Genomic DNA, 23,929 nt, shown 5'->3' on the forward strand with positions numbered 1-23,929 from the left:
CCCAGCGCCAGCCAGGCCTGGCTGGCGCGCCGGTGCAGCTCGCGCTGGCTTTCGAGGCTCAGTTCGTGGCGGCGATGGCGCAGGTAGCCGGTGAACAGCGGCTGAAAGCGGTACCACTGCTCATGCGGTCGATTGGCTCGATGAACAGCCCGGCCTGTTCCAGCGAAGTGAGCCGCTGGGTCAGGCGCTCGCCTTCCAGCAGCCGGGCCACCAGCGCCGGCGAGAAGCGCTCGAGTACGCCGAGTTGCAGCAGCAGGCGGCGGTCGTCCTCGTCGAGGTGCTGGTGGAGCAGGTCGTCGAACCAGGCCACGAAGTCGGGATGGGCGCCGCTCAGACGATCGACCAAGGCGTCGAAGCCGGCCCGGGTGGTGGTGCGCTCGACCAGCCAGGTGAGCGCCATGACCCAGCCGCCGCTGCGGCGCAGGGCACGCTCCAGGCTGACCCGGGTGGGGGGGAAGCTGAGCTGCTCGGCACACAGGGTCTGCGCCTCCTCGACATCGAAGGCCAGCTCGGTCAGGCCGATCTCCTCAAGCTCGCCGCGCAGACGCAGTGCCGCCAGGCCCAGGGCGGGACGGATGCGCGAGATCAGCGTCAGGGTCAGCCAGCGCGGCTGGTGGCGCAGCCACAGGGTCAGGGCTTCCAGGATTTCCGGATGGAGCAGGTGTTCGACCTCGTCGAGTACCAGTCGCCGTGGCGACGACGCTTCCGGCAGCGCCGCCAGCCACCCCTCGCACTGCTGGGCAAGGGGTGCGGTGGTGTCGATGGCGGGCAGTGAGGCGGCATCGTCCAGCAGCCGCTCAAGGGCGGCGTGGAAATAGACGGCAAAGCGCACTGGGGTATCGTCGCGCGCCTCCAGGCGCAGCCAGACGGCGTGCTGTTCCAGCGCCGGCAGCCGCTCGGCCACCAGGGTGCTCTTGCCGTACCCCGGTGGCGCCTGCACCACCAGCAGACGCACCCGCTCGTCGAGTGCGAAGCGGTCGTTGAGGCGTGGCCTCGCCACCATGCAGGGCGGAAGCGGCGGCGGGGTGAGCTTTTCCAGGAGCAGCGGCATGGCGTCTCGGAAGCAGAGCAGGGCTTTATCGTTTAAGTTTTGCCAGTATGCCTATTTGAGCCACTGGTGGGGGAAGGGCAAGACCAAGGTCGTAGTTATCGGTGCGACGGCACGGCAGGGAGAGATGGGAGAAATTAATGGGTTGCGATGGTAAAGCGTGGATAACCGGTGTCAGTGCAGACACCGGAATTATCATGGTTCTCGCAAAGCGAGATCAGGCTGGGCTGATCGGCGTCAGCCCAGCCTGATCATTGTGCTGCGTGCCGGTTCGGTCAGGAGGCGCTGCCGCCACCACCGACGATGCCGCCGCGCAGGCCGCTCTGGTTGTCGCCGGACCGCAGGTGCCGGGATACGGCGTCTTCCGGTGAGCCGGCCATCTCGCGGAACATGCCCATGGAGCCGAGCAGGGCGGAGGACTCGTAGGGTACGAAGACCCGCTCGCCGTTCTTGGCCATGTTGGGCAGCCCCTTGATGTAGCTCTGGCCCAGCAGGTAGCCCACCACGGTGCGCTTGTGCTCGTCGCTGTCGCCGATGGCATTGAGGACCAGCTTGATCGACTCCTGCTCGCCCTGGGCGCGCAGGATGGCGGATTCCTTGTCGCCCTGGGCGTTGAGGATCGCCGACTCGCGCTGGCCCTGGGCCATGGCGATGGCGGCGGACTTCTCCCCCTCGGCTTCGGTGACGGTGGCGCGGCGCTTGCGCTCGGCGGCCATCTGCAGGCGCATGGCGGACTCCACCTCCTCGGGCATGGCGATGTCCTGCACCTCGACCCGGGAGATTTTCACCCCCCACTTGGAGGCGGCTTCTTCCATGGCGGCCTGGATCTCGTTGTTGACCTCGACACGGGACTCGAACAGCTTGTCGAGCTCCATCTTGCCGACCACCGAACGCAGCGTGGTCTTGGCCAGCACTTCCACCGCCTGGCTCATGTTCTCCACTTCATAGACCGCGCGCTTGGGATCGATGATCTGATAGTAGAGCGCACCGTTGATGTTCACCGTGACGTTGTCGGTGGTCACCACCGGCTGGCCCGGAAAATCCATGACCGTTTCACGGCGATCGATACGGACTTCGCTGCTGGTCACTGGGTGGTACTCGTCGCCCATCTTGCGGTAGCGAACCATGATGATGGCACGGGGCTGTTCGATGAAGGGGATGATGATGTTGATGCCGCTTTCCAGCAGGCGGTTGAACGACCCCAGTCGCTCGATGACCATCACCTCGGACTGGCGCACGATGACCAGCCCCTTGGCGATGATCAGGATGCCGATGACGACGATGATCAGGGTGAGTAACAGCCTGGGCTGATAGGAAGATCCATATTCACGATTTACTGCTCCTTGTGTTGACGAGTTCGTCTTGATGAGGACGTATTGATAGGTCTTTGAGGGGATTGGATATTGGTGAACGTGGCGTGAATGAAGCGTTGCCTCCTACTCCTTCTGGTGTTTCTGGTTCCGGTCTTCCTGGCAATGGCTGACGATGGCCGTGGTGCCATCGAACCGCTTGAAGACGACCCGTGTTTCCTCAGGCAAATCGGTCTCGCCGGTTGCCTCGACGCGCAGACGGTAGAAGTCGCCGTTGATCTTGACCCCGCTGGCGCCATCGAAATCACGTTTCAGCGTCGTGTAGGTATGGCCCTTTTCCACGCCGGTGCCAGTGGTGCCGTAGGCGACGCCGCGAGGAGAAAACCAGGGGCGAATGACCATGATAGCCAGGGGCACGAGGAGCCCCGAGAAGATGCCCATTCCCAGCAGTTGCCAGGGCAGCGACAGTCCCATGGCGGCCAGCGCCGACGTCAAGACGGCTGCCACGGCCAGAGCCAACAGCACAAGGCCTCCGGAGGAGAGCTCCGCCAGGCCCAGCAGCAAGGCGATCGCAATCCAGATCAAGGCAGGATTCCAGTCCATGATAGTCTCTGTGTCGAGGTTGAATGGCCAAGGGTCGATAGGGATTTGATTGCGTTGCACCCCAAGGCTTTACGATATCTGCGTTGCCCATGTTATAGGAGACCGGCATGACACACATCCCGGCAGTAAGAACGCGCCCCGCTGTCGCTACCATCTTGACCGGCGCGGCCCTCGTTGCCGCCCTGCTGGCGGGGCCCTCGGCGATGGCCGAAAGTCCGGGAGAGGATCACCATGACGAGGCGCATCATGGCGTGAATGGTGACCCGGGCCACGACCATGATCACGAGGGTAGCGAGGAAGACGCTGATCATGAAGGCGCTGAGAATGACGAGCAGGTGCCCACGGATGACCACCATGGCGAGCACGGTGCCCATGGCGTAGTCGATGAGGACGACGAACACGCGGACAACCCTGCAGTGCAGGCCTACCGCGAGGTCAACGATCGCATGCATCAGGACATGATGATCGAGTTCACCGGTGATCCCGATGCCGACTTCGCCCGTGGGATGATTCCCCACCATCAGGGTGCCATCGATATGGCCAACGTGGTGTTGGTGCATGGCGAGGACGAAGCGATCCGCGACCTGGCCCGCGAGATCATCGAGGCCCAAGAGGAGGAAATCGCCTTCCTGCGCGACTGGCTCGTGCAGCACGGCTTCGAGACCAACTGACATTCGACACGGGAGACCGCCCCGATGACGCTGCTGACCTGGATCGGGATTAGCCTCTGCCTGGCTCAGTCGGCGATGTTCTCGGGGCTCAACCTGGCCTTCTTCTCGATCAACAAGCTGGAACTCGAGATCGAGGCCCGCAAGGGCAGTCGGCCGGCCCGCCGGGTACATCGCCTGCGCCAGGATGCCAACTTCCTGCTGGTCACCATCCTCTGGGGCAACGTCGCCGTCAATGTGCTGCTGGCGCTGCTCTCCGGCTCGGTGATGGGTGCCGCGGTGGCGTTCCTGTTCTCCACGGTGGTGATCACGGTCTGTGCGGAGATCCTGCCCCAGGCATATTTTTCCCGTCATGCGTTGCGCATGGCTTCACTGCTGGCGCCGATGGTGCGCTTCTACCAGCTACTGCTTTGGCCGGTGGCGCGTCCGACCGCCTGGGTTCTGGACCGCTGGCTGGGGTCGGAAGCGATTCCCTTTTTCCGGGAGCGAGACCTGCATCAGCTGATCCGGCTGCACATGGAGTCCACCGAAACCGAGATCGACCGGGTCGAGGGGCGCGGTGCCATGAACTTCCTCATGCTCGACGATGTGCCCCTGGGGCGGGAGGGGGAAGTGCTGGACCCCGAGAGCATCGTCGTCCTGCCCTTCCATGGCGACATACCGATCTTTCCCGAGATCCAGCGTACCCGGCATGATGCATTTCTGCGGTCGCTGCAGGTCAGTGGCAAGAGCCGGGCGGTGGTGGTGGACGATGCCGGCGAGCCGCGGCTCGTGATCGATACCGATGCATTCCTCCGCGCGGCCCTGTTCGATCCCGATCTCTTCACGCCACTGGCCCACTGTCACCGGCCGATCCTGGTGGACGATCCAGCCACTCCACTGGGCGAAGTGCTGCATCGCTTCAAGGTGTGGCCCGCCCATCGCCAGGATGACGTCCTCGACGAGGACGTCATCCTGCTCTGGGCCGAGGAGAAGCGCATCCTCACCGGCTCCGACGTGCTGGGACGGTTACTGCGCGGTATCGTGCGCAGCGAGCCCCGCTAGTCCGCGGCGGCGCGAGCGGCGGCCAGCCACTCGTCGACGGTATCGCGGTTCTCGGCGATCCATTCGGCGACCAGCGGGCGGACCTGATCGTCGGTGAGGTCCTGCTCGTCCATGGCACCGTCCACCTCGCTGATCCACTCCAGCGGCAGGCGCACCTGGCGGAAGAGCTCGGCCGCAGCCGGGTTGGCCTCGAGGAAGTCGTTGTTGGCCGCCACCTGGATATCGGCGGCGACGAAGCCCATCTCGATAGGATCGCTGACCGCGCCGTCAACGCCCTCGGCGCGCTCGGCCTCATCCTCGACGATGCCCGGTGCGTTGATCCACATCACATCCTCGCCGGGCACCAGCGATAGCAGCCAGGCGCTGGGCCCCCAGGTGTAGTAGAGCGCCGGCTCACCGGCCTGGATGCGCGACAGCGCCTCGGCGAAGTTGGCGGCGTAACCGGCGTCCACGTGGTTGATGTGATCGCGCAGCTCGAACTTGTCGAGCATGGCGTTGATGCCCTCGTGGCAGCCCCAGCCCGGCGGGCAGCCGAACAGGTCGGCCTTGCCGTCGCCGGTGGCATCGAAGGCGGCCTTCACCTCGTCACGGGTGAAATCGTTGATGCCGGTGATGCCGTACTCCTCGATGGACGGAATATCGGCCAGGTAGCCCTGGATGCCGCAGGCGGTGCAGTGTGGGTCGAAGAGGGTGGCAACCTCGTCGAAGTTATCCGGCAGTTGGGGGGAGTGCAGCGGGAACCAGCCGTTGGGCCAGTAGTCGGCGTCACCCTCCGAGATCGCCAGGTAAGCCACCGGATTGGAGAGCGAGATGGGTGTCTGGACCTCATAGCCGAGTTCCTCAAGCAGTTCGACGAAGGCCCAGCTCACCGGCACTGCCGAGGTCCAGCTGGCCACGGCAGGTTGCACCGTGACGCCCTCGCCGGGTCGCTGGACGTCTGCCGCCGCCTGGCTCCCCAGGCCCACCAGGCAGGCCGCCGACAGTGCCAGGGCGGTGTGCTTCAGCGGGTATCGAGGTGTTGTTGTGGTGTGCATGACATGTCTCCTTTTCACATTGTCCAATCGGGACTACTTGCCGTTGCCGGGCGCTTTCTCGCCCAGTCCCTGGGTGATTCGGTCCAGCACCATGGCCAGCAGCACGATGCCGATGCCGCCGACGAAGGCCTGGCCGATGTTGAGTCGCTCGAGCCCGGCGTAGACCTCCAGGCCGAGTCCGCCGGCGCCGATGATGGCGGCGATCACCACCATCGAGAGTGCCAGCATGATGGTCTGGTTGAGTCCCGCCATCACGGTCGGCAGGGCCAGAGGGATCTGCACCTTCCAGAGGATCTGGCGTGGCGTGGAGCCGAAGGCCTCGGCCGCTTCGATGTATTCCGTCGACACCTGGCGGATGCCCAGGTTGGTCAGGCGGATCATCGGCGGCATGGCGAAGATGATGGTGGCGATCAGCCCGGCACGTTACCGATGCCGAACAGCATCACGGCGGGGACCAGATAGACGAAAGGCGGGGTGGTCTGCATGATGTCGAGAATCGGCCGCATGCCCTTGGCGAAGCGATCGCTGCGCGAACAGAGAATGCCCAGCGGCAGGCCGATCAGCATGCAGAACAGCACCGCCGTGATCACCAGCGAGAGGGTCACCACCAGGCGTTCCAGACGCCCATGAAGCCCACCAGGGCGAGGGCGATGAAGCTGAACAGCCCGACCCGCCAGGAAGCCGCTCGCCAGCCGATCAGGAAAATGCCGACCAGGAACAACCCCGGCGGGATGGCTTCCAGCGCTGTCTGGATCAGCTCCATTGCGCCGCGCACCGGTGGACTGAGATAGCTGCGGAAGAAGCCGCGGAAGTTGCTGACCACCCAGTTGACCGCATCGGTGATCCACTGCCGCACCGGCAGGGCCTCGAGCAGCCCGAAGGGTCGGTGATCAATTGGCGCAGCAGTTCGAGGATCTCGCTCATGATGACGCCTCCTCTGCGGCCGGCTGCGGCTCACTGTCGGTGCTTACCCCGCGCTTTTCGAGGATGCCTCGGATCAACTGGAGTTCGTCGATCAGGCCCGTGACGCGGTCCTCGGCATCTGTCACCAGTGTCGGCAGTGCAGTGCGGGTGCGACCGCGCAGCACCTGACGCAGTACCGTCTCCCGCGGCAGTACATCAGCAGATCCTCGCGACGGGCCCCGCGCTCCTCACTTTCGAGCGCCTCGTCGAGCGAACTGATCTCGAGGCGTTGCTCGTTCATCCGTGCCTCGCGCAGCCGGCCCTGGTCGTCCAGGCCATAGTGCAGTGCCGGCAGGTCGTCCGCGGCGATGAACCGCAGGCCGTCGGCCTCACTCAGCGTGGTGAAGGCCTGGCTGTCGAATGGCAGGGCGATGGTGCCGGCGGTGATTACCCCGGTGGGGTCGGCGTGCTCGACGAAGCGGGCCACGTACTCGGTGCGCGGGTTGACCAGGATCTCCTCGGGGGTGCCGAGCTGAATGATTCTCCCCTCCTCCATGATGGCGATGTGATCGCCAATGCGCATGGCCTCGTCCAGATCGTGGGTGATGAACAGGATGGTGCGGCCGAGCTGCTGCTGGATCTTCTTCAGCTCCTGCTGCATGTTGACCTTGATCAGCGGGTCCAGGGCCGAGAAGGGCTCGTCCATCAGCAGCACGCTGGCGTCGGTGGCCAGCCCCCGGGCCAGCCCGACCCGCTGCTGCATACCGCCGGAGAGCTCGGATGGGTAGGCCTTGCCCCAGTCACCGAGCCCGACCATCTCCAGCATCTCCTGGGCGTGGCGATGGCGTTCGTCGCGGGCCTTGCCCTGGACCTCCAGGCCGTAGGCCACATTGTCGAGTACGCTGCGGTGGGGAAAGAGCGCGAAATTCTGGAAGACCATGCTCATATGGTGCTTGCGCAGCATGCGCAGACGCTCGTCCGAGAGCCCGGTAATATCGATCTCACCCTCGTCGGGATGCTGGAAGAAGATGTGGCCTGCAGTGGGTTCGAAGAGCCGGTTGATGCAGCGAATCAGGGTCGACTTGCCGCTGCCCGAGAGGCCCATGATGACGAACACCTCGCCGGGCTCGACGGAAAAACTGACATCGTGGACCCCCACCACCTGGCCCGTCTCGGCCTGAATTTCGCTCTTGCCCTTGCCGGCCTCCAGAAGCGGCAGCGCCGTTTCCGGGGCCGAGCCGAAGATCTTGGTGATACCGTCTGCGCGTATCAATCCGTTCCCTCCTGCTCCTTCGGCACTGCCCCGCGAGTGCTATCGAGGCGGTGCCGTGGTGTTCAAGGGGGGCAGCAGATTTTTCCAAGCCCCTGTTACTGGAGAGTAGCGGAAAATAACCAATCTGCATGGATACCGGCTTAAAGTCCCAGCCGCTCCTTGACTCGGCCGAAGGCGGCCAGGGCGAATTCCAGGTCGTTTCGGGTCAGTGCCGCCGACATCTGGGTGCGGATACGTGCGCGACCCTTGGGCACTACGGGGAAGGAGAAGGCGATCACGTAGACGCCCTCCTTGAGCATCTCCTCGGCGAAGCGGGCGGCGACCGTGGCGTCGTGAAGCATCACCGGCACGATGGGGTGCTCTCCGGGCAGCAGTTCGAAGCCCAGCGATTCCAGGCCGGAGCGGAAGAGTGCGGTGTTCTCCCTGAGCCGTTCGCGTAGCTCGCCGGATTCACCGGCCAGCTGCAGCGCCTTCAAGGCGCCTGCCACCACCGGCGGGGCCACCGTGTTGGAGAACAGGTAGGGTCGCGAGCGCTGGCGCAGCAGCTCGACGATTTCGCGCTTGCCGCTGGTATAGCCGCCGCTGGCGCCGCCCAGTGCCTTGCCCAGGGTGCCGGTGGTGATATCCACGCGGTCCATGCAGCCACGAAACTCGTGGGTGCCGCGGCCGCCGTCCCCGACGAAGCCGGTGGCATGGCAGTCGTCGAAGTGCACAAGAGCGCCGTAGCGTTCGGCCAGGTCGCAGATCTCGTCGAGGGGAGCGATATAGCCATCCATCGAGAAGACCCCGTCGCTGGTGATCAGCTTGAAGCGCGCACCGTCGCGGTCGGCGGCCTTGAGCTGCTCCTCCAGGTCGGCCATGTCGCGGTTGCGGTAGCGATAGCGCTTGGCCTTGCTGAGCCGCACCCCGTCGATGATGCTGGCATGGTTGAGCTCGTCGGAGATCACGGCGTCTTCGGCGCCGAGCAGGGTCTCGAACAGGCCGCCGTTGGCATCGAAGCAGGAGGGGTAGAGGATCGTATCCTCGGTGCCCAGAAACTCGGTGAGGCGCTCCTCCAGCTGCTTGTGCAGGCTCTGGGTGCCGCAGATGAAGCGCACCGAGGCCAGGCCGTAGCCCCACTTGTCGAGGCCAGCCCTGGCGGCGGCATTGACCTCCGGGTGCTGGGCCAGGCCCAGGTAGTTGTTGGCGCAGAGGTTGAGCACCTCGCGGCCATGGTTGATGCCGACATGAGCCCCCTGGGGGGTGGTCAGCTGGCGCTCGTGCTTGTAGAGCCCCGCCTCCTCGATGGCGTCGAGCTCTTGTTGCAGGTGCTGTTGAAAGGCTCCGTACATGTCATGACTCCCAGTTGAGAACGACCTTGCTGGCTTCACCGGACAGCATGGCATCAAAGCCCTGCTGGAACTCGGTGTAGGGCAGCCGGTGGGTGATCACCGGAGAGATATCGAGGCCGGATTCGATCATGACCGACATCTTGTACCAGGTCTCATACATCTCACGCCCATAGATGCCCTTGAGCGTCAGCATGTTGAAGATCACCGTGTTCCAGTCGATGGCGATATCCTCGGTGGGGATGCCGAGCATCGCCACCTTGCCGCCGTGGCACATGTTGGCGAGCATGTCGCGAAAAGCGGCGGGGCTGCCTGACATCTCCAGGCCGACGTCGAAACCCTCGCTGAGGCCCAGGTCGCGTTGAACCTCGGCGAGGCTTTCGTGGCGGACGTCCACCGTGCGGGTGGCGCCCAGGCGAGCGGCCAGGGCCAGTCGTTCGGGGTTGAGGTCGGTGATCACCACATGGCGCGCGCCGGCATGACGGCACACGGCTGCTGCCATGGCACCGATGGGGCCGGCACCGGTGATCAGGATGTCCTCGCCGAGCAGGTCGAACTGCAATGCCGTGTGCACGGCGTTGCCCAGCGGATCGAACAGCGCGGCAACGTCAAGGTCGATGCCGGCCTTGTGCTCCCACACGTTGGACATGGGCAGGGCCACGTACTCGGCGAAGGCCCCGGGACGGTTGACGCCGACACCGCTGGTATGGGCGCACAGGTGACGCCGCCCGGCCAGGCAGTTGCGGCAGCGCCCGCAGACCACATGACCCTCTCCGGAAACGATCTGGCCCGGCTTGAAGTCATTCACATTGGAGCCGACCTCGACGATTTCGCCGACGAATTCGTGGCCCACGACCATGGGGGTGGGTATGGTCTTCTGGGCCCAGCTGTCCCATTTGTAGATATGCATGTCGGTACCGCAGATGGCGGTACGCTTCACCTTGATCAGGACGTCGTTGATACCGATCTCGGGGTCCGGTACGTTTTCCAGCCAGAGGCCCGGTGCGGCCTCTTTCTTGACCAGTGCTTTCATGTCTCTACCTTTTGTTTGTTGGTGATGGCTTGTCGGTGAGTGGCTTGTGGAAACGCGGCTCTGGGTCGTGGTGAAGTTCTTCAACGGTAACGAACGTGATGCCATTGAGCGAGTGAGCTGGCAATTCAAACCAGGGTGTTTACTATAAGGGATGAAAATCCAGTATCGCAGAATAATTCCATCATGCAAGATTAAATTCCCTTATGATGGATCATGTTTTGGCTCTGCGTTGCGCCCATGGATCTCAGTGAGAGATATCAGTGGCAGGTAGTATTGAAGGTAGCAGTGACAGGTAGCGGTCATAGGTATCGGCATAGAGGAGTGTGGTGTTGAACGACAGAACGACGGAAGCCGAGCCCCAGGGTGAAGCGGGCAGTCAGGTGCTCTCGAGCCGAGTGATCGAGCTGCGCAAGAAGCGCAACCTGACCCTTGAGCAGCTCGCGGCGGCTTCGGGGGTCAGCCGCTCGATGCTCAGCCAGATCGAGCGGGGCCGGGCCAACCCCACCCTGGCGGTGACGCTGCGTATCGCCCAGGCGTTCGGATTGAATATCGGCGAGCTGGTGGACCAGCCCTGGGCGGCCTCCCGCATCGAGCTGGTGCGCAGCGACGATACCAGCCAGCTCTTCCGCGACGACCAGGAGTGCCGGATTCGTACCTTGTCTCCCCTGCACCTGGAAAAGAACGTGGAGTTCTACGAGATTCGCATCGCTCCCCGGGCGCGCCTGCACAGCGCGCCCCACTTCGAGGGCACCCGCGAACTGTTGACCATTACCCAGGGGAAGGCTCGGGTGCAGGCCGGCGACAATCATTGTGTACTGAGCCCCGGCGACTCGGCGCACTACCATGCCGACCTGGAGCACACCATCGAGAACAGCGGCGATGAGGAGCTGGTGGGCTTCCTGGTCGTGACCTATCAGTAAGATGACGGTCCTGCGGCGCCGCGCTTCCGGCGCACCCTAGGGCAGGCAAGGAGGCAAGCGTTGACGAGCATGGTCTACTGGCTGGACATGGCGGGGGTGATCGTCTTCGCACTGTCGGGCGTGATACTCGCCTGTCGCTCGCGGATGGATCCCTTCGGCATGCTGGTGCTGGCGGCGGTGACCGGCATTGGCGGCGGCACCCTGCGTGACCTGGTGCTGGGCGTACGCCCCGTCTTCTGGGTGGCGGACCCTACCTATCTCTGGGTGATCCTGGCCACCGTCGGGGTGTCGATCATCGGCTTTCATTACATTCACCGCCTGTCACGAATCTTCCTGCCGGTGGCCGACGCCTTCGGTCTGGCGCTGTTTACCGCCATCGGCACCCACAAGGCCCTGCAGCTCGGTACGCCCGGTGCGGTGGCGGTGCTGATGGGGCTGCTGACGGGTGTGGCCGGGGGCATGGTGCGCGATGTCCTGGCGCGCCGGGTGCCATGGTGCTTCGCCAGGAGGTCTATGCCACGGCATCCATTGCCGGCGGCATTACCTATGTCGTGCTCCATGCGCTCGAGGCTCCCTGGGTGTTGACCATCTCCCTGGCGTTGACGGCGACGCTGGGCTTGCGGCTGGCGGCCATCTACTGGCGGCTTTCGCTCCCGGTGTTCGCCTGGGTGGAGATAGCGCCCCCGGCATCGGCCAACGACGAAGCAGGGCGCGGCGAGACGCCATCGCCACCGGCCCGTACCAAGGCGAGGGTGAGGATGATTCGCCAGAAGCGCGGCCGGAATGGTCGTGGAGGGAGCCATGAATGATCGATGCTGTTACCCCAGTCCCCGAACCGCATTCTGGTATGGATGGCTACTCCTGCTTCTGCTGCTGGTGGGTTGCGCCGCCGCGCCGGCTGAGCTCGAGCGCCATCGCGAGGCGGGCCTGGCGATTCAGGCGGTCTATGAGGAAGCGCTGCCCGAGCTCTCCATGGCCAAGCGGCGACACTATGCCCAGAGGCTCTATCGCATCACCGGGGAACCCCGGTATCGGAAGATCGCCCATGAGCACGGCCGGCGCCTGGAGCAACAGCTGCGGGAGGATATCGAAGGGCTGGCCGACCCCGATCATGCCGCCGTTCGCAGCCGGCAGATCGTCGAGGTCTACCCGCAGCGCACCGCAAAGCAGCGAGCCCGGAGGGCAATGCTGGCCGAGTGGGGGGAGATTGCCTTTGCCCGCCAACTGCTCTTTCGCCTGGTACAGGCTGACTACTACGGCCTGCTGGGCACGTCGGCAATAGAAGACCATCAGCGGGCCCTCGACTACCTGGCCGGCGTGGCGTGGGAGCACTTCCTGACCGATACCGATGTCATGGCCATCTATGCCGCCCAGGTGGCCAATCAGGTCCACTTCCTCCATCAGCTCGGCATTGCCGACCTGCGTGACGAAGTGGTGGCGGCCTTTCGTCGCCAATACCCCGACGGCAGCGCCGCTGGACTTGACGAGGCGGAGTACCACAACAAGCTCTACGGCATGACCCACTTCGTGATCGCTTCGAGCCGGTACTATCAACGCTGGGTGGATCCGCAGGAATATGCCTGGATACTCGATACCTTCGCCGAGGATATCGACAGGATCCTGACCCATGCCACTGAGGACATCCAGGCCGAAGTGGCGCTGAGTTTCCTGCTGGCCGGGCAGGAGGCACACCCAACCGTTGGCCGGATACGCGACTCCCTGGTGGCGGCCATCGACCCCCAGGCCGGCATCATTCCCTCCACCGCGGGTTCGACCGACCTGGCGCGGGGAGAGCATCGCAACGTGCTGGCGATCATGGTGTTGCGCTGGCCGGGCAGGCTCTATCCCGGGCCTGATCTATCGCTGATGGGGCTTTGATCGGGGTGGGAAGGGGTGGAGATCAATCTTTTTGCGGGGGCTTCGGCAAGCTGGGGTGCCAACTCGGTCATGATATGTCGATACAAGGGACGCAGGGTCTCGTGCATGTCCCGTTCGGCCTGGTGCTGGTCGATATAATAGGCGGCTCTCGGCCCGCAGTAGTCGATCACACGGCCTGCCTTGTGAAAGGCCAGGCCTGACATCTTCAGCAGGCGCGAGAAGCGTGGTTCCATCATGGCGAACACATGGCGTCTCTCCGACAGGCCGACAATGGCAGTGGCGGCGAGAAACAGGCTCAGCCCCAGCAGCGGTGAGAAGGGTTTGACGTCATGGCCCGAGAGCTGCCGTATGTCGTGCTCGTTCAAGCCGAGAACGCAGTCCTTGCTCCTGCGAAAGGCGGGGTGGACGGCGAGGCGGGACACTTCGCAGATCGTGGAACGAGGGAAGAGGTTGGGATGCAACCGTGGGTGGTCGAGGCTATGTCCGCAGCTTCGCTCGAGTGGAAGTGTGTCGAGAGGGGGCGTCGCGTTGCCGGGAATCAGCACCACCCTCAGGCAACCGGTATCGACCCGCTGGGGATATGGTTTAGCAGGCAGAGGATGGCGTGCTCGTCGTGGGCGTCGTTTTCGAACGGGATGTCGGAATTGACACCCAGGTCGTAGTTCAGCTCCTGGCGGAATACCTTGTGGCGCAGGGCGTAGGCTCGATAGCGGGACTCCTTGTCATTGGCGATCGAGAACCGGAACTGCTTGGCAAAGGCCGCCAATGGGCTGTTCCTGTCGAGGTGCTGCGCCCTTCTTGCTGTGTCATTGGTCATGTCTCACTGGCATCCTTTCCTGTTGAGCTTCCATTGGCTGTTCAGACCCTGTTGATGTTTCCCAGGGCTTCCGGGATGACGTCAGTCAGTAGCACAGGGCGGCCAAGGTGGTAACCCTGGCCGTAGGTGATTCCATAGGATTCAAGCAATGGCACCAGCGCTTCCTGATCCACGAACTCGGCGATGGCCTGCTTGCTGAAGCCGGCGCAAATATCGGCGATAGCCCTGACAATGACCCGGCTGTCGGGGTTGGTCAGCAGGCTGCGGATGAAGGCACCGTCGATCTTGATGAAGTCCACCGGCAGTTCGCCGAGATAGTGGAAGCTGCTGAAGCCGACACCGAAGTCATCGAGGGCGGTACGACAGCCAAGATCGCGTATGGACTGAAGTACGCCGCGCGCCGTCGAGAAATCGGTGACCGCCGCGGTCTCGGTGATCTCCAGGATCAGGTAGTTCGGGTCGGCCCCGCTGGCGGACAGCTCTTCCACAAGGAACTGCTTGAGTCCATCGTCATGCAGGGTCTGCCCCGAGAGGTTCACCGCCAGGCTGATGCCCTTGTCCTGAACGTGTTTCAGTGCCTGCAGGCTGTGGCGGAGTACCCAGCGGTCGAGCTGGATGATCTGGCCACTGCGCTCGGCGACGGGAATGAAGTGCAGCGGTGCAATCAGCGAGCCCTTGGGGCCGCGCATGCGTAGCAGGACCTCGTAATGACGCACGTTCCTGTCGTTCAGCCGGACGATGGGCTGCACCATCAATTCGAAGCCATCCTCTTCAATGGCCTGGCGTATTCTCTCCACCCAGTAGACACGCTCCTGGAGCTCATCCTTGGCCGTCTCGACGGTAGAGAGCAGATGCCAGCGCTGTATACCCCCCTCCTTGGCCTTGTACATGGCAAGGTCGGCGCTGGCCATCATGTCGGCGGCGTTGTTGCCATGGTCCGGATAGAGGGCGATGCCCAGGCTGGCGGCGGCCCGGTGCCGCTGGCCGCCGGCGTCAAGACCGGTATTCTCGAGCAGGGGGATGATCTGTTTGGCCATGTACATGGCCTGCCCGGCATCGGCCCCCTCCAGCAGCAGGGCAAATTCGTCGCCCCCGAGCCGGGCGATCACGCCGCGATGGCCGAACTCCTGGAACAGGGTGTCAGCCACCATGCGTAGCAGGCGGTCGCCGGTATGGTGGCCGCTGAGCTCGTTGACGTCCTTGAACTGGTCGAGGTCGAGGAGCAATACGGCACCTTGCCGTCCGCGCTGCATGGCGAGGGCCAGCGCCTCATGGAAATAGCGGCGATTGTAGAGCTCGGTCAGCGGATCCCGCTCGGCAAGCCAGGTCAGGCGAGCTTCCGCTACCTTGCGCTCGGTGATATCGAGACCGACCGAGATGCGCGAGGGCCCTCCCTCCTGGGGGGGCGGCAGCGGGGCATGGTACCAGGCAATGGTGCGCTGACGACCTTCCGTCGTGCGCAGGCAGCGCTCCTCCTGGCTCGTGCTGTCACCGAGGCTGGCGTCGCCACCGATGCTGGCGGTATCCCGGGCGGGGAAGACATCATCGAACAGCCGGCCCAGCAGTTTCTCTTCCTGTGTCTCCATGACCGTGAGGGCATAGTCATTGACCAGGCTGATACGGCCATGCTCATCCTGGATGATAATGAACACCCGCGCCGTATCCAGCAGGCTACTGACGAAGTCGCGTTCCCGGGCAAGTTCCGCGACGCGCTCGGCCAGTTGAGTGCCCCGGGCACCTACCTCCCGTTCCAGGGTTTCCAGCTGGTTGGAAAGCTCAAGGGTGGTGCCTTCCAGCACGTCGATCTCATCGGGTAAGCGTCGGCGTGGTATGGGAATCGCGCTGCGGGCTTGGCGAAAGCCACCATGGGCCAGCGCCGGCAACACGCCGGCGAGACGGCGCAGGCGCGCCATGGGGCGCAACAGGATGGCCAGCAGGAGGAGTTCGGCAGCGAGCCAGCCGCTGATGCCAGCCACGAGAAGGGTTCGGGTGTCCTGGTTGATGGCCTGCATCTGCGGCGTGATGTCGGAAGCGAGCAGGAAATACCCGCTACTGCGACGATCTTCATCCGACGCCATATGGACGGCAGCGACTTCGATATCTTGCCCCTGGTGATGCAGGCGCAGGGGAGACCGCAGTAGCTCATTGAGGGAGGTCTGTTCTGCCACCGTTTCCAGAAGGCGGAGATAGGCTTCCTGGCGTGTCATGGCGATCAGGTTTCCATTCCAGCTCGTCAGGTACCGCTCCGGCATTGACAAGGGCTCAGGTGAGCCGGTGATCAGCAGGGCGACATCGCTGCCCGACACCTGCTGGACCTCTCGGGTCACATCCGCCAGCGAGCGAGACAGCATGACCATGCCCACGCTCTCTCCGGTGACCAGGATCGGCACGGCGGCATATTGACGGCAGTCAGTGGCGCAGCGCAGCGCGGAGAGGGGGAACTCGGTGGACATTACCTGGTCGACCCAGGCCTGGATCGGGCGCTCGTTGTCGGTTTGGCCCTGGCCCCACTCGGCCAGAAGGTTGCCTTCGGCATTGAAGATGAGGATCTCTTCGATGCCCGCTTCGAGCTGGAGTGTGGGCCATTGCGACGAGAGGGAAAGAAACAGGGCCTCGGCGTTGCCGCTCTGGATTGCGGGCCCAAGCTCGGGGGAAGCGGCCGTCAGGGCCGCCAGCTGCTGCAGACCATCTTCGGAACGTTGGAGGGCCAGCTGGATCTCCCGAGCCTGGCGGGCATTGTGCTCCTCGCGGCTCTCCTCGAACTGGCGGGTCAGGTTGGCATGGCCAAGCCAGGTAAACAGCACCACCAACGCTAACAGCAGCAGGCTGCTCAGGGCGATGACTCGCCATGTGAGGCTCAGTCGATGGCGTATTCCCTGGGATCTCGATGCGTTCATGCAAGCCTATCCCTAGCCGAGGTTGAGAAGGAGCAATGATGGCGGATCAGAAGCGAAGCGAAAGCTGGAACAGCAGCATGTTCCAACGGCGTTTAGTCTCGGAAGGGTCTGGATTGTCCTGCAGCGGCAGCCAGCCGGTGCCGTCGATATGATGGTATTCGGCTGCCAGTAGCAGCCTCGGCGTGACACTCCACTTCAACCCCATGGTGATGTCATTGGCATAGCGGGCGTGCGCCGGGCCCAGGCCCTGGGCCTGATAGGCGCTGCCCGAGCGGTCACTGCGATCGATCACCAGGCTGTCGTAGCGTATCAGCCACTGCCAGTCGGGGTGGAAGCGACGTGTATATTGCACATACCAGCTTTCGCCGGTGGTATCGGATTGGCGTATGTCGCCGGAAAGGGAGACATTGCGTATGGCGTACTCGCCCGTCAAGGCCCATTTTTCCTGGTCGTATTGCAGGGAGAGAATCCAGGGTTGAAAGTTCAGCTCGCCATCGCCGAAGCCGGAGGAGAGGTCGAGATTGACATCGGCGGCACTCAGGGCGGCGGTGAAATCACCGCTGCCGTGCTCATACAAGACCTGGCCGATATAAGAGGTGCTGCCATCCACCTGAATCCCCAGGCCGGGGGCGAATAGCTGGTCATCCAGGCCCCGGGTCGTCGGCGTGCCGATGCCGGCCTTGAATCTCAGCGTACCCTTCTCCAGGCGCTCCTCGGCATAGACGTTGCCTCCATCGGCAGACAGCCCCAGTGAGCGGGTGCGATCGAAATAGATAGACTGTGGGAGCAGGATGCTGGGCCGCGTAAAGGCGACATCCCGCGTCTGGTTATAGAAGCCGAACGGGTTCTTGAAACGCCCGGCCTGGATTCCCAGGGTGCGCTGCTGGCTGGAATGCAACTGATAATCGATGATCCCATAGTCGAGTACCGGTCGTGCGTCACTGCCATCACCCCCGGCACGACGGCTCAGCACCTGGGCCGCGACCAGGAAGTCCTGATGGGGGCGCAGGGAGGCATTGGCCCCGATCTCGGTATATTTGAGACTGCCGGAACCGCTGCTGCTGGGGCCGAAGAAATCATTCCTGTCGGTGATGACCAGCGCCTGGCTGAGAAACCCATGCATCTGCAATGTATCTAATGGACCCTCCTCCGCGGCAGCAACCGGCGCCCCGAGCGCTAGTGCAGCCAACAGCGGAGAATAGCGGCTACTCCATCGAAATAACTTGGACTCGATCATCCAGATACTCCCTTTCCAGATACCCAAGGGCGCCGGGCGTGGTCGCGATGCGCTCCAGCATCTCGGATTGACTGCTGACTCTACTGGGTGCTTGCCCGGTACCCGAAAAGACCATGCGGTCCCAGGCCAGCTGCAGCTGGTGGGGATAGACGGCCAGGCGCTCCTTGGTGAAGCGCCCGTGCACAGTGTGGTTGTTGGGCAGGACGAAGACCCTCACGGCCTGTCCATCGGGCCAGGTGCGCTGGCGCATGGCGAAGATGGCGCGCATGTTATCGCGGGTCAGTGTTCGGGTATTGACCTCCGTGTGGGCAATCAGGGCCACCTGGCGCTGTTCGGCGCTGGTTGCGGGCGCCAACATCACCAGCACGGCCAGCAGAAGGAGTCGCTTCAATGCAGCCACGCGGCATTTTCCCCGAGGCTGGATGAGCGGCATGCCGCGACGCTCGAGCCGACGTTATCATCGGATTGCTAGACGATGATTTCCCCGTGTCCGGCCCCTGAGGTGACGAAACTGGCCAGGACATCTTGCACGTATCGATAGTGAACTCCCCCGATCCCTTGCCGGGACCCAACCCGGTCCTCGGCAATGTCATGCTCCCCGAATGTAATAGTCTTACATCAATGATACATATCTGCACAATAGACGCATTGCGGCACTTGGATGCGAAAGCGAGGCGTCCGCACCGTCAACGCAAGCCAGCAGGCTTGGCCAAGTTAGCATATTTTTCAGCATGCTAGCGTGGAGGGGCGGCGGGAGGCTCCTCGATCTCCTGCTGCCAGTCCGATGGTAGCGGTTGGCGGGAATCCATTTCAGAGCGGGCCTCTTCGATGCTCTGGTACCAGCGGCGTGGGCGAAACAGCTGCAGGTTGCGCCCCTCCTCATCCAGGGCAAGGCCTATTCGCAATGCCCCGAAGCGAGCATACATCTCTCCCCGGGCGATATCATTGATGAGACGCAGGTCGGCCAGTATCTCCAGGTTGCGTCCGGTCAGACGCAGGTCACTGACGTGTAGCCTGTTGTCGGACAGATCGACATCGGCATGGCCGCTGATCATCGGCACGGTAAGCAGGCGAGCCAGTCTTGGTCGCTCACCGGCGCGGGACAAGAACAGGTTGGCCAGCAGCCCCGAGTCACGCATGGCAAGTCCGAATCGAGCCGACAGGCTCAGCGGTTGTTGCCAGGTCAGCCGACCTCGCTCCAGGTCGAGCCGAGCCCACCAGCCTTGCACCCGCCGCCCTTCGGCATCTTCATGCATGACATTGTCCAGGCGTAGACGGGTGCCGGTGGCATCGAAGGTCAGCGTCTCGAGATCGCCCGCCCGCAGCCGGGTATCGAGTGAGAGGTCACCCCGGAGCCGCTGTTCGCCGACGCGCAGGTCGCTACTGAACGCCCTGAGCGTCAGGTCTCCCTGGGCATGGAGGCCTTCCAGCTGCAGGTCGGCCGTCAGGCTGGCGTTGCCTCCGAGCAGTTCGATCCCGGCCCCCGCGGGGAGGTAGTCGCTGTAGGCGGCAATATCCTCCACTTCGGCGATGGGCAGCTCGACTCGGGTCGTGATGGCTTCCACCGGTAGCGTCTCCGGGTCGACGGTGAAGCGAGGCAGGGTGGTTTCGAGCCGGAAGTGCCGGCCGTTCAGGTATTCGGCCGTGCCGTCCCGCCGCCCCAGCGAGATACGGGGCAGGTTGAGTGCCAGTCGCGCTTTGGCTCGGCCGTGTCGCCTTCGACGAAGGCCTCCAGCCGCCCGCTGCCGGCAACGCGATAGTCGAGGAAGGTGACAGCGAGGTGATTGGCATCCATCCTGACCTGGCTGCCGGGCTGGGGCTCATGGCCTATCAGGTCGAGGTCGGCCTGCAGCTGGCCGGCGCCGCGCAGCGTCAGGCCATGGGCTCGTGGCAGCAGGCGGTCGAGAAAGCCGAGCCGGTCGACGCTGCCGTCCAGCACCAGTTGGGTGCGGGGAATCTGTCCGTCAGCGCCGAAAGGGTGGGTGAAGCGGGCCTGGCGAGCCAATAGCCTTGTCGTCAGGCGCTGTGCTTCATCGTCGTCATCCATCTCCAGGGTGAAGCGTGAGCCGGAGAGGTCGAGCAGGCTCCCGTCCAGGCTGGCATGAGCTAGCAGCAGTTCCAGGCCGAGGGTACCCAGCACCTCGGTATCGAGCAGGCTGGTGCGGATGTCTTGTCCGGTCAGTGTGACCTCCCCCCGTACCCCGCTGGCATCGAAGGTCAGTTGGCCCCGGCTTGCGGCGCTGCCGCCCAACAGTCGCAACGGCGACGACTCGGGCAGGTGACGAGCGAACACCGCCACATCGGGCACTGCCGCTTCCGGCCAGCTTAGCCTGAGGGTCGCGCTGCGAGCGGCATGATCCCTCGTCGGCGTGTCGATGTCGGCGGTCAGGTCGAGTGACGGTGCCAGCAGCAGGGGGCGTGTGTCCTGGCCCCGGGTCAGCCGCGCCTGTTCCAGTTCGAGCTGCAGTTCGGCGGCGGGTCCATCGGCCGCCTCCACCAGGCGGGCGATGAGTCGACCCCGGCCCTCGGCGTGAAAGTCGAGGAAGCGTGTCTCCAGGGCCGATGCCTCGACGGTCATGCTGCCGCCCGCCACGGGATAACCGTGCTCGAATCGCAGGTCGCGAACAGCCGGCCTGCGCCGTCCAGCGTCAGGCCGCGTCCGCCGAAGGCGTCTTCCAGGAAGACATCCAGAAAAGCCAGGTTCGATACGTGCCCAACTACGGTCAGGGCACCGTCCAGGGATACCGGGCCGCCCTCCGAATGCCACGTCGTGAGCGGTTCACGCGTAGTGAAGCTGGCCTGGGGAAAGGTCAGCTCGGTGACCATGGGAGTCGCTTCACCTGCCGGGCCCTCTCGGGTTGCCGCCACCCGTAGCCGGCTGCCCGAGAGGTCCAGGCGGGAAGCCACTGGGGCCAGGTCGGCAAGGTTCATCCCCAGTGCCAGCTCACCGACGAGGGACTGCTCCATCAGTGTCATCGCGATGTCGCTACCGTCAAGATCGGCCCGACCCTCGAGTCTGCCCTCTCGATACTTGAACCGAGCGTCCAACAGTGCCGACCCGGCATGAAGCGTCAGTGGCAGGCCGGGTGGAAGGTAGCGCGACAGGCGGCTAACGTCGCGGACTTCGGCCCCCTGCCAGGCCATGCGTGCCGAGTCGGGCGGGGCCGGTGGCGCGGTGAGATCGGCGCTCTCGAGTCGGGCCGATATCGTGAAGTGCTGGCTGGTCAGCAGCGGTGCCTCCTCATCCGATCCGAGGGGGCGCATCACCACATCCTCCAGAGTCACCTCGAGGTGGGGCTGTATTGACGCCTCCCCGGCATGAATCTTGAGGCTGGCCAGGCCCCGGCCGGAAATCCGTTGCCGAGCTTCGCTGTCACGTTCGCCGCCCAGCAGGGCGGCCTCATCGAGTTCAACCGCCAGCGCCGGTGAGTTCAGGGTCACTTCACTCCCCGTGCTCAGCTCGCCACCGCGCAGCGACAGCTCGGCAGTGAGGCCCCCGCTGCCTTCCAGCGTGAGCCAGGGTGTGGCTTGAAGATAGGGGTTGAACACGTCCCAGGCATCGGCGCGCCCGGCCAGGGAAAGGCGTCCGGATACCCGGCTCAACTGCTGGCGATCCAGGCCTGTTGTGGGGTCGAAGGGGGCCACGTTCAGCGTCGTTTCCAGTTGCAGGTCGTCGGCCAGCAGGGTGTCGTTGCGCCATAGGGAGCCGGTATCGAGTATCAGCCGGAGCGATTCGGCGCCAACTCGCTGCGCCGCCAGCTCCAGGCCCCCGGCTTGCAGCTGGCCCTCGCCCTGCAGGCGGTGAGCTCCTAGCCGCAGCAGGCGAATACCCTGGGCGTCGAGCGTCGGCAGGGTCAGTTGCCGGCGGATCAGCCCGGCTGCCGCGATACGCACGTCGGCCTCATCCACCGCCAGATAGAGAGGCAGTTCGGCGGCGTGACGTTCGATGGTCAGGCCTTGAAGATGCAGCCGTCCTGGCCAGAAGCTCCATCCGGTATCCCAGGTCACCGTCACATGGGGCAGGCGGCGGTCGACCCAGTCCTGGGTCCATGCGCTGTTGAGCAGGAGATTGGTACCGACCAGAGCCGACACCAGCAGCATCAGAAGGCTGGAGAGAGACCAGAACAGGATCCGGGCACCTAGCCGGCCGGGATAGGATATATTTTCCTTGGTCTGGGACATCGTCAGGCGGCTGCCTTCTCCTTGTCGATCGGCGCCATGCTCCCGGTGGCTTCGCGCTCGGGGATTTTATGGCATCATCATCGTTACTTTTTGTGGCACATCATCCAGGCAGGTCGGACCACATATGTTTCTTGATACTTACTATACGCAAACGGATTCGCGCATTCGCATCACCGCACAGCAGGCGAGCGATTTCGCCAAGGGCATTGCCGGCGACTTCAACCCCATTCACGATCCCCAGGCGCGTCGATTCTGCGTTCCCGGCGACCTGCTGTTCGCACTGGTCCTGAGCCGCTTTGGCCTTTCGCGGGAAATGGATTTTCATTTCCGCAGCATGGTCGGCGATGGAATCACGCTGCGTCTGGAGGAGGATGAAAGCGGGCACATCGGTGTCAGCGATGATGAGGGCAAGCGCTATCTCGATGTGACGCGCAGCGGTGAAACGACCCGGGACGAGTCTGCAGTGGAGGCCTTCACCCGCTGCTATGTGGCTTTCTCGGGCAAGAACTTTCCCCATGTGCTCAAGCCGCTGCTCGAAGAGAAGGGCGTCATGTTCAACCCGCGCCGGCCGCTGGTGATCTACGACAGCATGGGATTCTCGCTGGAAAGAATGGACCTGAAGCGGCCATCGCTCGAGCTGGTGGACTCGAGCATGGCGGTGAACGGCAAGCGCGGCGACGTGACCCTGCAATTCCGCATCACCGATGGTGGGGCCGAGGTCGGCAGCGGCTCGAAGAAGCTGGTTGTCAGCGGACTGTGCGACTATGACGCCTCAGCCATGGACGCCATCGTCACCGAGTTCTATCGTCTGAAGGCGGCCTACGAAGCCGGCGACTGACAGGCCCCGGCCGGCTCATACGACAACGGTCACCGGGCACGACGCCTGGTCGATCACCCGATGGCTGACGCTTCCCAGCAGCTTTTCCCGCCATGTGCCAAGTCCACGGCGGCCCATCACGATTACCGGATAGTCCTCGTGGCGCCGGGCCTGCTGGATGATGGCCTCGGCATAGCGTTCGCCGGCCAGCACTTGCTCGATGATGCCCGCCGGCACATCGCCCAGCACCTTGCGCGCGCGGTTGAAGATGCGCTCCGCCTCGTCGGTGGGGTCGTCAGCCTGCTGTGGTGGCTTGCCCCCCGGGCGACAGAACAGCAGCTCCACCGCCGCATCGGCACTGCGCGCCAGGTCACCTGCCAGGAGGGCGGCGCTGTCGCTGTGTCGCGAGCCGTCCACCGGCAGCAGCACGCGGCCGATACGCTGAATATCCTCGGGGGCCGCTTCGGCATGCACCACCGTGACCGGACAGGGAGCCTTGTGAACCACCTCGTTGCTGACGCTTCCCTCCACGAACTTGCCCATATCGCTGAGATGACGGGCGCCTATCACCAGCAGGCAGGCCTCCTGGCGCCGGGCGTGCTCGACGATGGCGCGTGCCGGATGGCGAATGAAGGTGTCGTCCTCCAGGGTCACCTCGTCGACGGTCGTCTCAAGCGGTGGATCGATGGACTGCCTGGCACGGGAGAAGGCGTTTCTGGCGGCTTCCAGGCGCAGAGAGCGGTCCCGGTCGGCTTCGGCTAGCCGGTTGGCGGGCAGGTCGCTGAGTTCTGGGGGATTCAACGGCATCACATGCAGCAGCTGCAGCGATGCCTGCAACAGCCGGGCCAGCATCGCGGCGTGACGTGTGGCAGCGTCGGCGGTGGGTGAGCCATCCACTGGCACGATCACGAGCGAAATGCGCTCACTCATGGTAGGT

Annotated in this window: 24 protein-coding genes and 2 pseudogenes; 6 read left to right on the forward strand and 20 right to left on the reverse strand. The window is 64.0% G+C overall.

Going from position 1 to position 23,929, the window contains the following annotated elements; translation table 11 throughout:
- Positions 1-58: 58 nt before the first annotated feature.
- The 3 genes and pseudogenes from Q427_RS02890 to Q427_RS02900 form a co-directional block, all read right to left on the reverse strand.
- Positions 59-1,051 (reverse strand): AAA family ATPase, encoded by a 993-nt coding sequence (locus tag Q427_RS02890; protein WP_231613358.1) that lies wholly within the window; start codon positions 1,049-1,051, stop codon positions 59-61.
- A gap of 272 nt (positions 1,052-1,323) precedes the next feature.
- A pseudogene (locus Q427_RS02895) lies at positions 1,324-2,372 on the reverse strand (SPFH domain-containing protein).
- A gap of 112 nt (positions 2,373-2,484) precedes the next feature.
- Entirely contained in the window at positions 2,485-2,961 is a 477-nt protein-coding gene (locus Q427_RS02900) for an NfeD family protein (protein WP_043510830.1), read from the reverse strand.
- A 107-nt stretch (positions 2,962-3,068) separates the two neighbouring features.
- On the opposite strand from Q427_RS02900, the gene copM reads away from it, so the two are divergent.
- Complete coding sequence (copM, locus tag Q427_RS02905) at positions 3,069-3,632, forward strand: CopM family metallochaperone (protein ID WP_051496081.1); 564 nt, start codon at positions 3,069-3,071, stop codon at positions 3,630-3,632.
- A 24-nt stretch (positions 3,633-3,656) separates the two neighbouring features.
- Positions 3,657-4,673: a DUF21 domain-containing protein gene (locus tag Q427_RS02910; RefSeq protein ID WP_043510832.1), complete on the forward strand. Its 1,017-nt coding sequence runs from the start codon at positions 3,657-3,659 to the stop codon at positions 4,671-4,673.
- On the opposite strand, the gene proX is transcribed toward Q427_RS02910, so the two are convergent.
- The 8 genes from proX to tdh form a co-directional block, all read right to left on the reverse strand.
- Positions 4,670-5,707 (reverse strand): glycine betaine/L-proline ABC transporter substrate-binding protein ProX, encoded by a 1,038-nt coding sequence (proX, locus tag Q427_RS02915; protein WP_051496082.1) that lies wholly within the window; start codon positions 5,705-5,707, stop codon positions 4,670-4,672. The two genes, Q427_RS02910 and proX, sit on opposite strands and share 4 nt — an antisense overlap.
- A 33-nt stretch (positions 5,708-5,740) precedes the next feature.
- Positions 5,741-6,097, reverse strand: a complete 357-nt coding sequence (locus Q427_RS31935; protein WP_197030479.1) for an ABC transporter permease — start codon at positions 6,095-6,097, stop codon at positions 5,741-5,743.
- Positions 6,098-6,117: 20 nt separating this feature from the next.
- The gene (locus tag Q427_RS31940) at positions 6,118-6,315 is read right to left on the reverse strand and encodes a hypothetical protein (protein WP_197030480.1); all 198 of its coding nucleotides are present in this window, start codon (positions 6,313-6,315) and stop codon (positions 6,118-6,120) included.
- On the reverse strand, positions 6,309-6,563 hold the full coding sequence (locus Q427_RS31945; RefSeq protein WP_197030481.1) for a hypothetical protein: 255 nt from the start codon (positions 6,561-6,563) through the stop codon (positions 6,309-6,311). Before Q427_RS31945 ends, Q427_RS31940 begins: the two co-directional genes overlap by 7 nt.
- Before the next feature lie 64 nt (positions 6,564-6,627).
- Positions 6,628-6,756 carry a hypothetical protein gene (locus Q427_RS35100; RefSeq protein WP_269321192.1) on the reverse strand — a complete coding sequence of 43 codons (129 nt, stop codon included), beginning with the start codon at positions 6,754-6,756 and terminating at the stop codon, positions 6,628-6,630.
- Positions 6,753-7,883, reverse strand: coding sequence for a quaternary amine ABC transporter ATP-binding protein (locus Q427_RS02925; RefSeq protein ID WP_051496083.1), 1,131 nt, complete (start codon positions 7,881-7,883; stop codon positions 6,753-6,755). Before Q427_RS02925 ends, Q427_RS35100 begins: the two co-directional genes overlap by 4 nt.
- A 140-nt stretch (positions 7,884-8,023) precedes the next feature.
- The gene (kbl, locus tag Q427_RS02930) at positions 8,024-9,214 is read right to left on the reverse strand and encodes a glycine C-acetyltransferase (protein WP_043510835.1); all 1,191 of its coding nucleotides are present in this window, start codon (positions 9,212-9,214) and stop codon (positions 8,024-8,026) included.
- A 1-nt stretch (position 9,215) separates the two neighbouring features.
- Positions 9,216-10,244, reverse strand: coding sequence for an L-threonine 3-dehydrogenase (gene tdh, locus Q427_RS02935; protein WP_043510837.1), 1,029 nt, complete (start codon positions 10,242-10,244; stop codon positions 9,216-9,218).
- Between the two features lie 329 nt (positions 10,245-10,573).
- Here tdh and Q427_RS02940 point away from each other — a divergent pair, with 329 nt between their 5' ends.
- From Q427_RS02940 to Q427_RS02950, 3 genes and pseudogenes are all read left to right on the forward strand, one after another.
- The gene (locus Q427_RS02940; protein ID WP_043516316.1) at positions 10,574-11,164 is read left to right on the forward strand and encodes a helix-turn-helix domain-containing protein; all 591 of its coding nucleotides are present in this window, start codon (positions 10,574-10,576) and stop codon (positions 11,162-11,164) included.
- A gap of 60 nt (positions 11,165-11,224) precedes the next feature.
- Positions 11,225-11,973: pseudogene (locus Q427_RS02945) on the forward strand (trimeric intracellular cation channel family protein).
- Positions 11,966-13,042, forward strand: coding sequence for a DUF3541 domain-containing protein (locus tag Q427_RS02950; RefSeq protein ID WP_051496084.1), 1,077 nt, complete (start codon positions 11,966-11,968; stop codon positions 13,040-13,042). Before Q427_RS02945 ends, Q427_RS02950 begins: the two are co-directional and overlap by 8 nt.
- Here the strand turns inward: Q427_RS02950 and Q427_RS28540 are convergent.
- From Q427_RS28540 to Q427_RS02985, 8 genes are all read right to left on the reverse strand, one after another.
- Positions 13,006-13,407 (reverse strand): hypothetical protein, encoded by a 402-nt coding sequence (locus Q427_RS28540; protein ID WP_051496085.1) that lies wholly within the window; start codon positions 13,405-13,407, stop codon positions 13,006-13,008. The two genes, Q427_RS02950 and Q427_RS28540, sit on opposite strands and share 37 nt — an antisense overlap.
- Before the next feature lie 185 nt (positions 13,408-13,592).
- Positions 13,593-13,859 (reverse strand): hypothetical protein, encoded by a 267-nt coding sequence (locus tag Q427_RS28545; protein ID WP_155833439.1) that lies wholly within the window; start codon positions 13,857-13,859, stop codon positions 13,593-13,595.
- A 41-nt stretch (positions 13,860-13,900) separates the two neighbouring features.
- Complete coding sequence (locus Q427_RS02960) at positions 13,901-16,756, reverse strand: bifunctional diguanylate cyclase/phosphodiesterase (protein WP_043510839.1); 2,856 nt, start codon at positions 16,754-16,756, stop codon at positions 13,901-13,903.
- A 46-nt stretch (positions 16,757-16,802) separates the two neighbouring features.
- The gene (locus Q427_RS02965; RefSeq protein WP_081785783.1) at positions 16,803-17,993 is read right to left on the reverse strand and encodes a hypothetical protein; all 1,191 of its coding nucleotides are present in this window, start codon (positions 17,991-17,993) and stop codon (positions 16,803-16,805) included.
- Entirely contained in the window at positions 17,962-18,393 is a 432-nt protein-coding gene (locus Q427_RS02970; RefSeq protein ID WP_231613360.1) for a hypothetical protein, read from the reverse strand. Before Q427_RS02970 ends, Q427_RS02965 begins: the two co-directional genes overlap by 32 nt.
- Positions 18,394-18,727: 334 nt before the next feature.
- Positions 18,728-19,558, reverse strand: a complete 831-nt coding sequence (locus Q427_RS02975; protein WP_043510842.1) for a hypothetical protein — start codon at positions 19,556-19,558, stop codon at positions 18,728-18,730.
- A 65-nt stretch (positions 19,559-19,623) separates the two neighbouring features.
- Positions 19,624-20,571 (reverse strand): hypothetical protein, encoded by a 948-nt coding sequence (locus Q427_RS02980; RefSeq protein WP_043510844.1) that lies wholly within the window; start codon positions 20,569-20,571, stop codon positions 19,624-19,626.
- Positions 20,568-22,175, reverse strand: coding sequence for a hypothetical protein (locus Q427_RS02985; RefSeq protein ID WP_043510846.1), 1,608 nt, complete (start codon positions 22,173-22,175; stop codon positions 20,568-20,570). Before Q427_RS02985 ends, Q427_RS02980 begins: the two co-directional genes overlap by 4 nt.
- Positions 22,176-22,299: 124 nt before the next feature.
- On the opposite strand from Q427_RS02985, the gene Q427_RS02990 reads away from it, so the two are divergent.
- On the forward strand, positions 22,300-23,013 hold the full coding sequence (locus Q427_RS02990; protein WP_043510848.1) for a DUF3581 domain-containing protein: 714 nt from the start codon (positions 22,300-22,302) through the stop codon (positions 23,011-23,013).
- 15 nt (positions 23,014-23,028) lie between these two features.
- On the opposite strand, the gene Q427_RS02995 is transcribed toward Q427_RS02990, so the two are convergent.
- Complete coding sequence (locus Q427_RS02995) at positions 23,029-23,922, reverse strand: universal stress protein (RefSeq protein ID WP_043510850.1); 894 nt, start codon at positions 23,920-23,922, stop codon at positions 23,029-23,031.
- Positions 23,923-23,929: the final 7 nt, after the last annotated feature.

The organism is Halomonas sp. BC04 (assembly GCF_000568385.1).

Coding starts and splice junctions, on each gene's coding strand:
- Q427_RS02890 (WP_231613358.1), bottom strand. CDS start 1,051: ATGCCGCTGCTCCTGGAAAAGCTCACCCCGCCGCCGCTTCCGCCCTGC.
- Q427_RS02900 (WP_043510830.1), bottom strand. CDS start 2,961: ATGGACTGGAATCCTGCCTTGATCTGGATTGCGATCGCCTTGCTGCTG.
- copM (WP_051496081.1), top strand. CDS start 3,069: ATGACACACATCCCGGCAGTAAGAACGCGCCCCGCTGTCGCTACCATC.
- Q427_RS02910 (WP_043510832.1), top strand. CDS start 3,657: ATGACGCTGCTGACCTGGATCGGGATTAGCCTCTGCCTGGCTCAGTCG.
- proX (WP_051496082.1), bottom strand. CDS start 5,707: ATGCACACCACAACAACACCTCGATACCCGCTGAAGCACACCGCCCTG.
- Q427_RS31935 (WP_197030479.1), bottom strand. CDS start 6,097: ATGCCGCCGATGATCCGCCTGACCAACCTGGGCATCCGCCAGGTGTCG.
- kbl (WP_043510835.1), bottom strand. CDS start 9,214: ATGTACGGAGCCTTTCAACAGCACCTGCAACAAGAGCTCGACGCCATC.
- tdh (WP_043510837.1), bottom strand. CDS start 10,244: ATGAAAGCACTGGTCAAGAAAGAGGCCGCACCGGGCCTCTGGCTGGAA.
- Q427_RS02950 (WP_051496084.1), top strand. CDS start 11,966: ATGAATGATCGATGCTGTTACCCCAGTCCCCGAACCGCATTCTGGTAT.
- Q427_RS28545 (WP_155833439.1), bottom strand. CDS start 13,859: ATGACCAATGACACAGCAAGAAGGGCGCAGCACCTCGACAGGAACAGC.
- Q427_RS02960 (WP_043510839.1), bottom strand. CDS start 16,756: ATGAACGCATCGAGATCCCAGGGAATACGCCATCGACTGAGCCTCACA.
- Q427_RS02965 (WP_081785783.1), bottom strand. CDS start 17,993: ATGATCGAGTCCAAGTTATTTCGATGGAGTAGCCGCTATTCTCCGCTG.
- Q427_RS02980 (WP_043510844.1), bottom strand. CDS start 20,571: ATGACCGTCGAGGCATCGGCCCTGGAGACACGCTTCCTCGACTTTCAC.
- Q427_RS02985 (WP_043510846.1), bottom strand. CDS start 22,175: ATGTCCCAGACCAAGGAAAATATATCCTATCCCGGCCGGCTAGGTGCC.
- Q427_RS02990 (WP_043510848.1), top strand. CDS start 22,300: ATGTTTCTTGATACTTACTATACGCAAACGGATTCGCGCATTCGCATC.
- Q427_RS02995 (WP_043510850.1), bottom strand. CDS start 23,922: ATGAGTGAGCGCATTTCGCTCGTGATCGTGCCAGTGGATGGCTCACCC.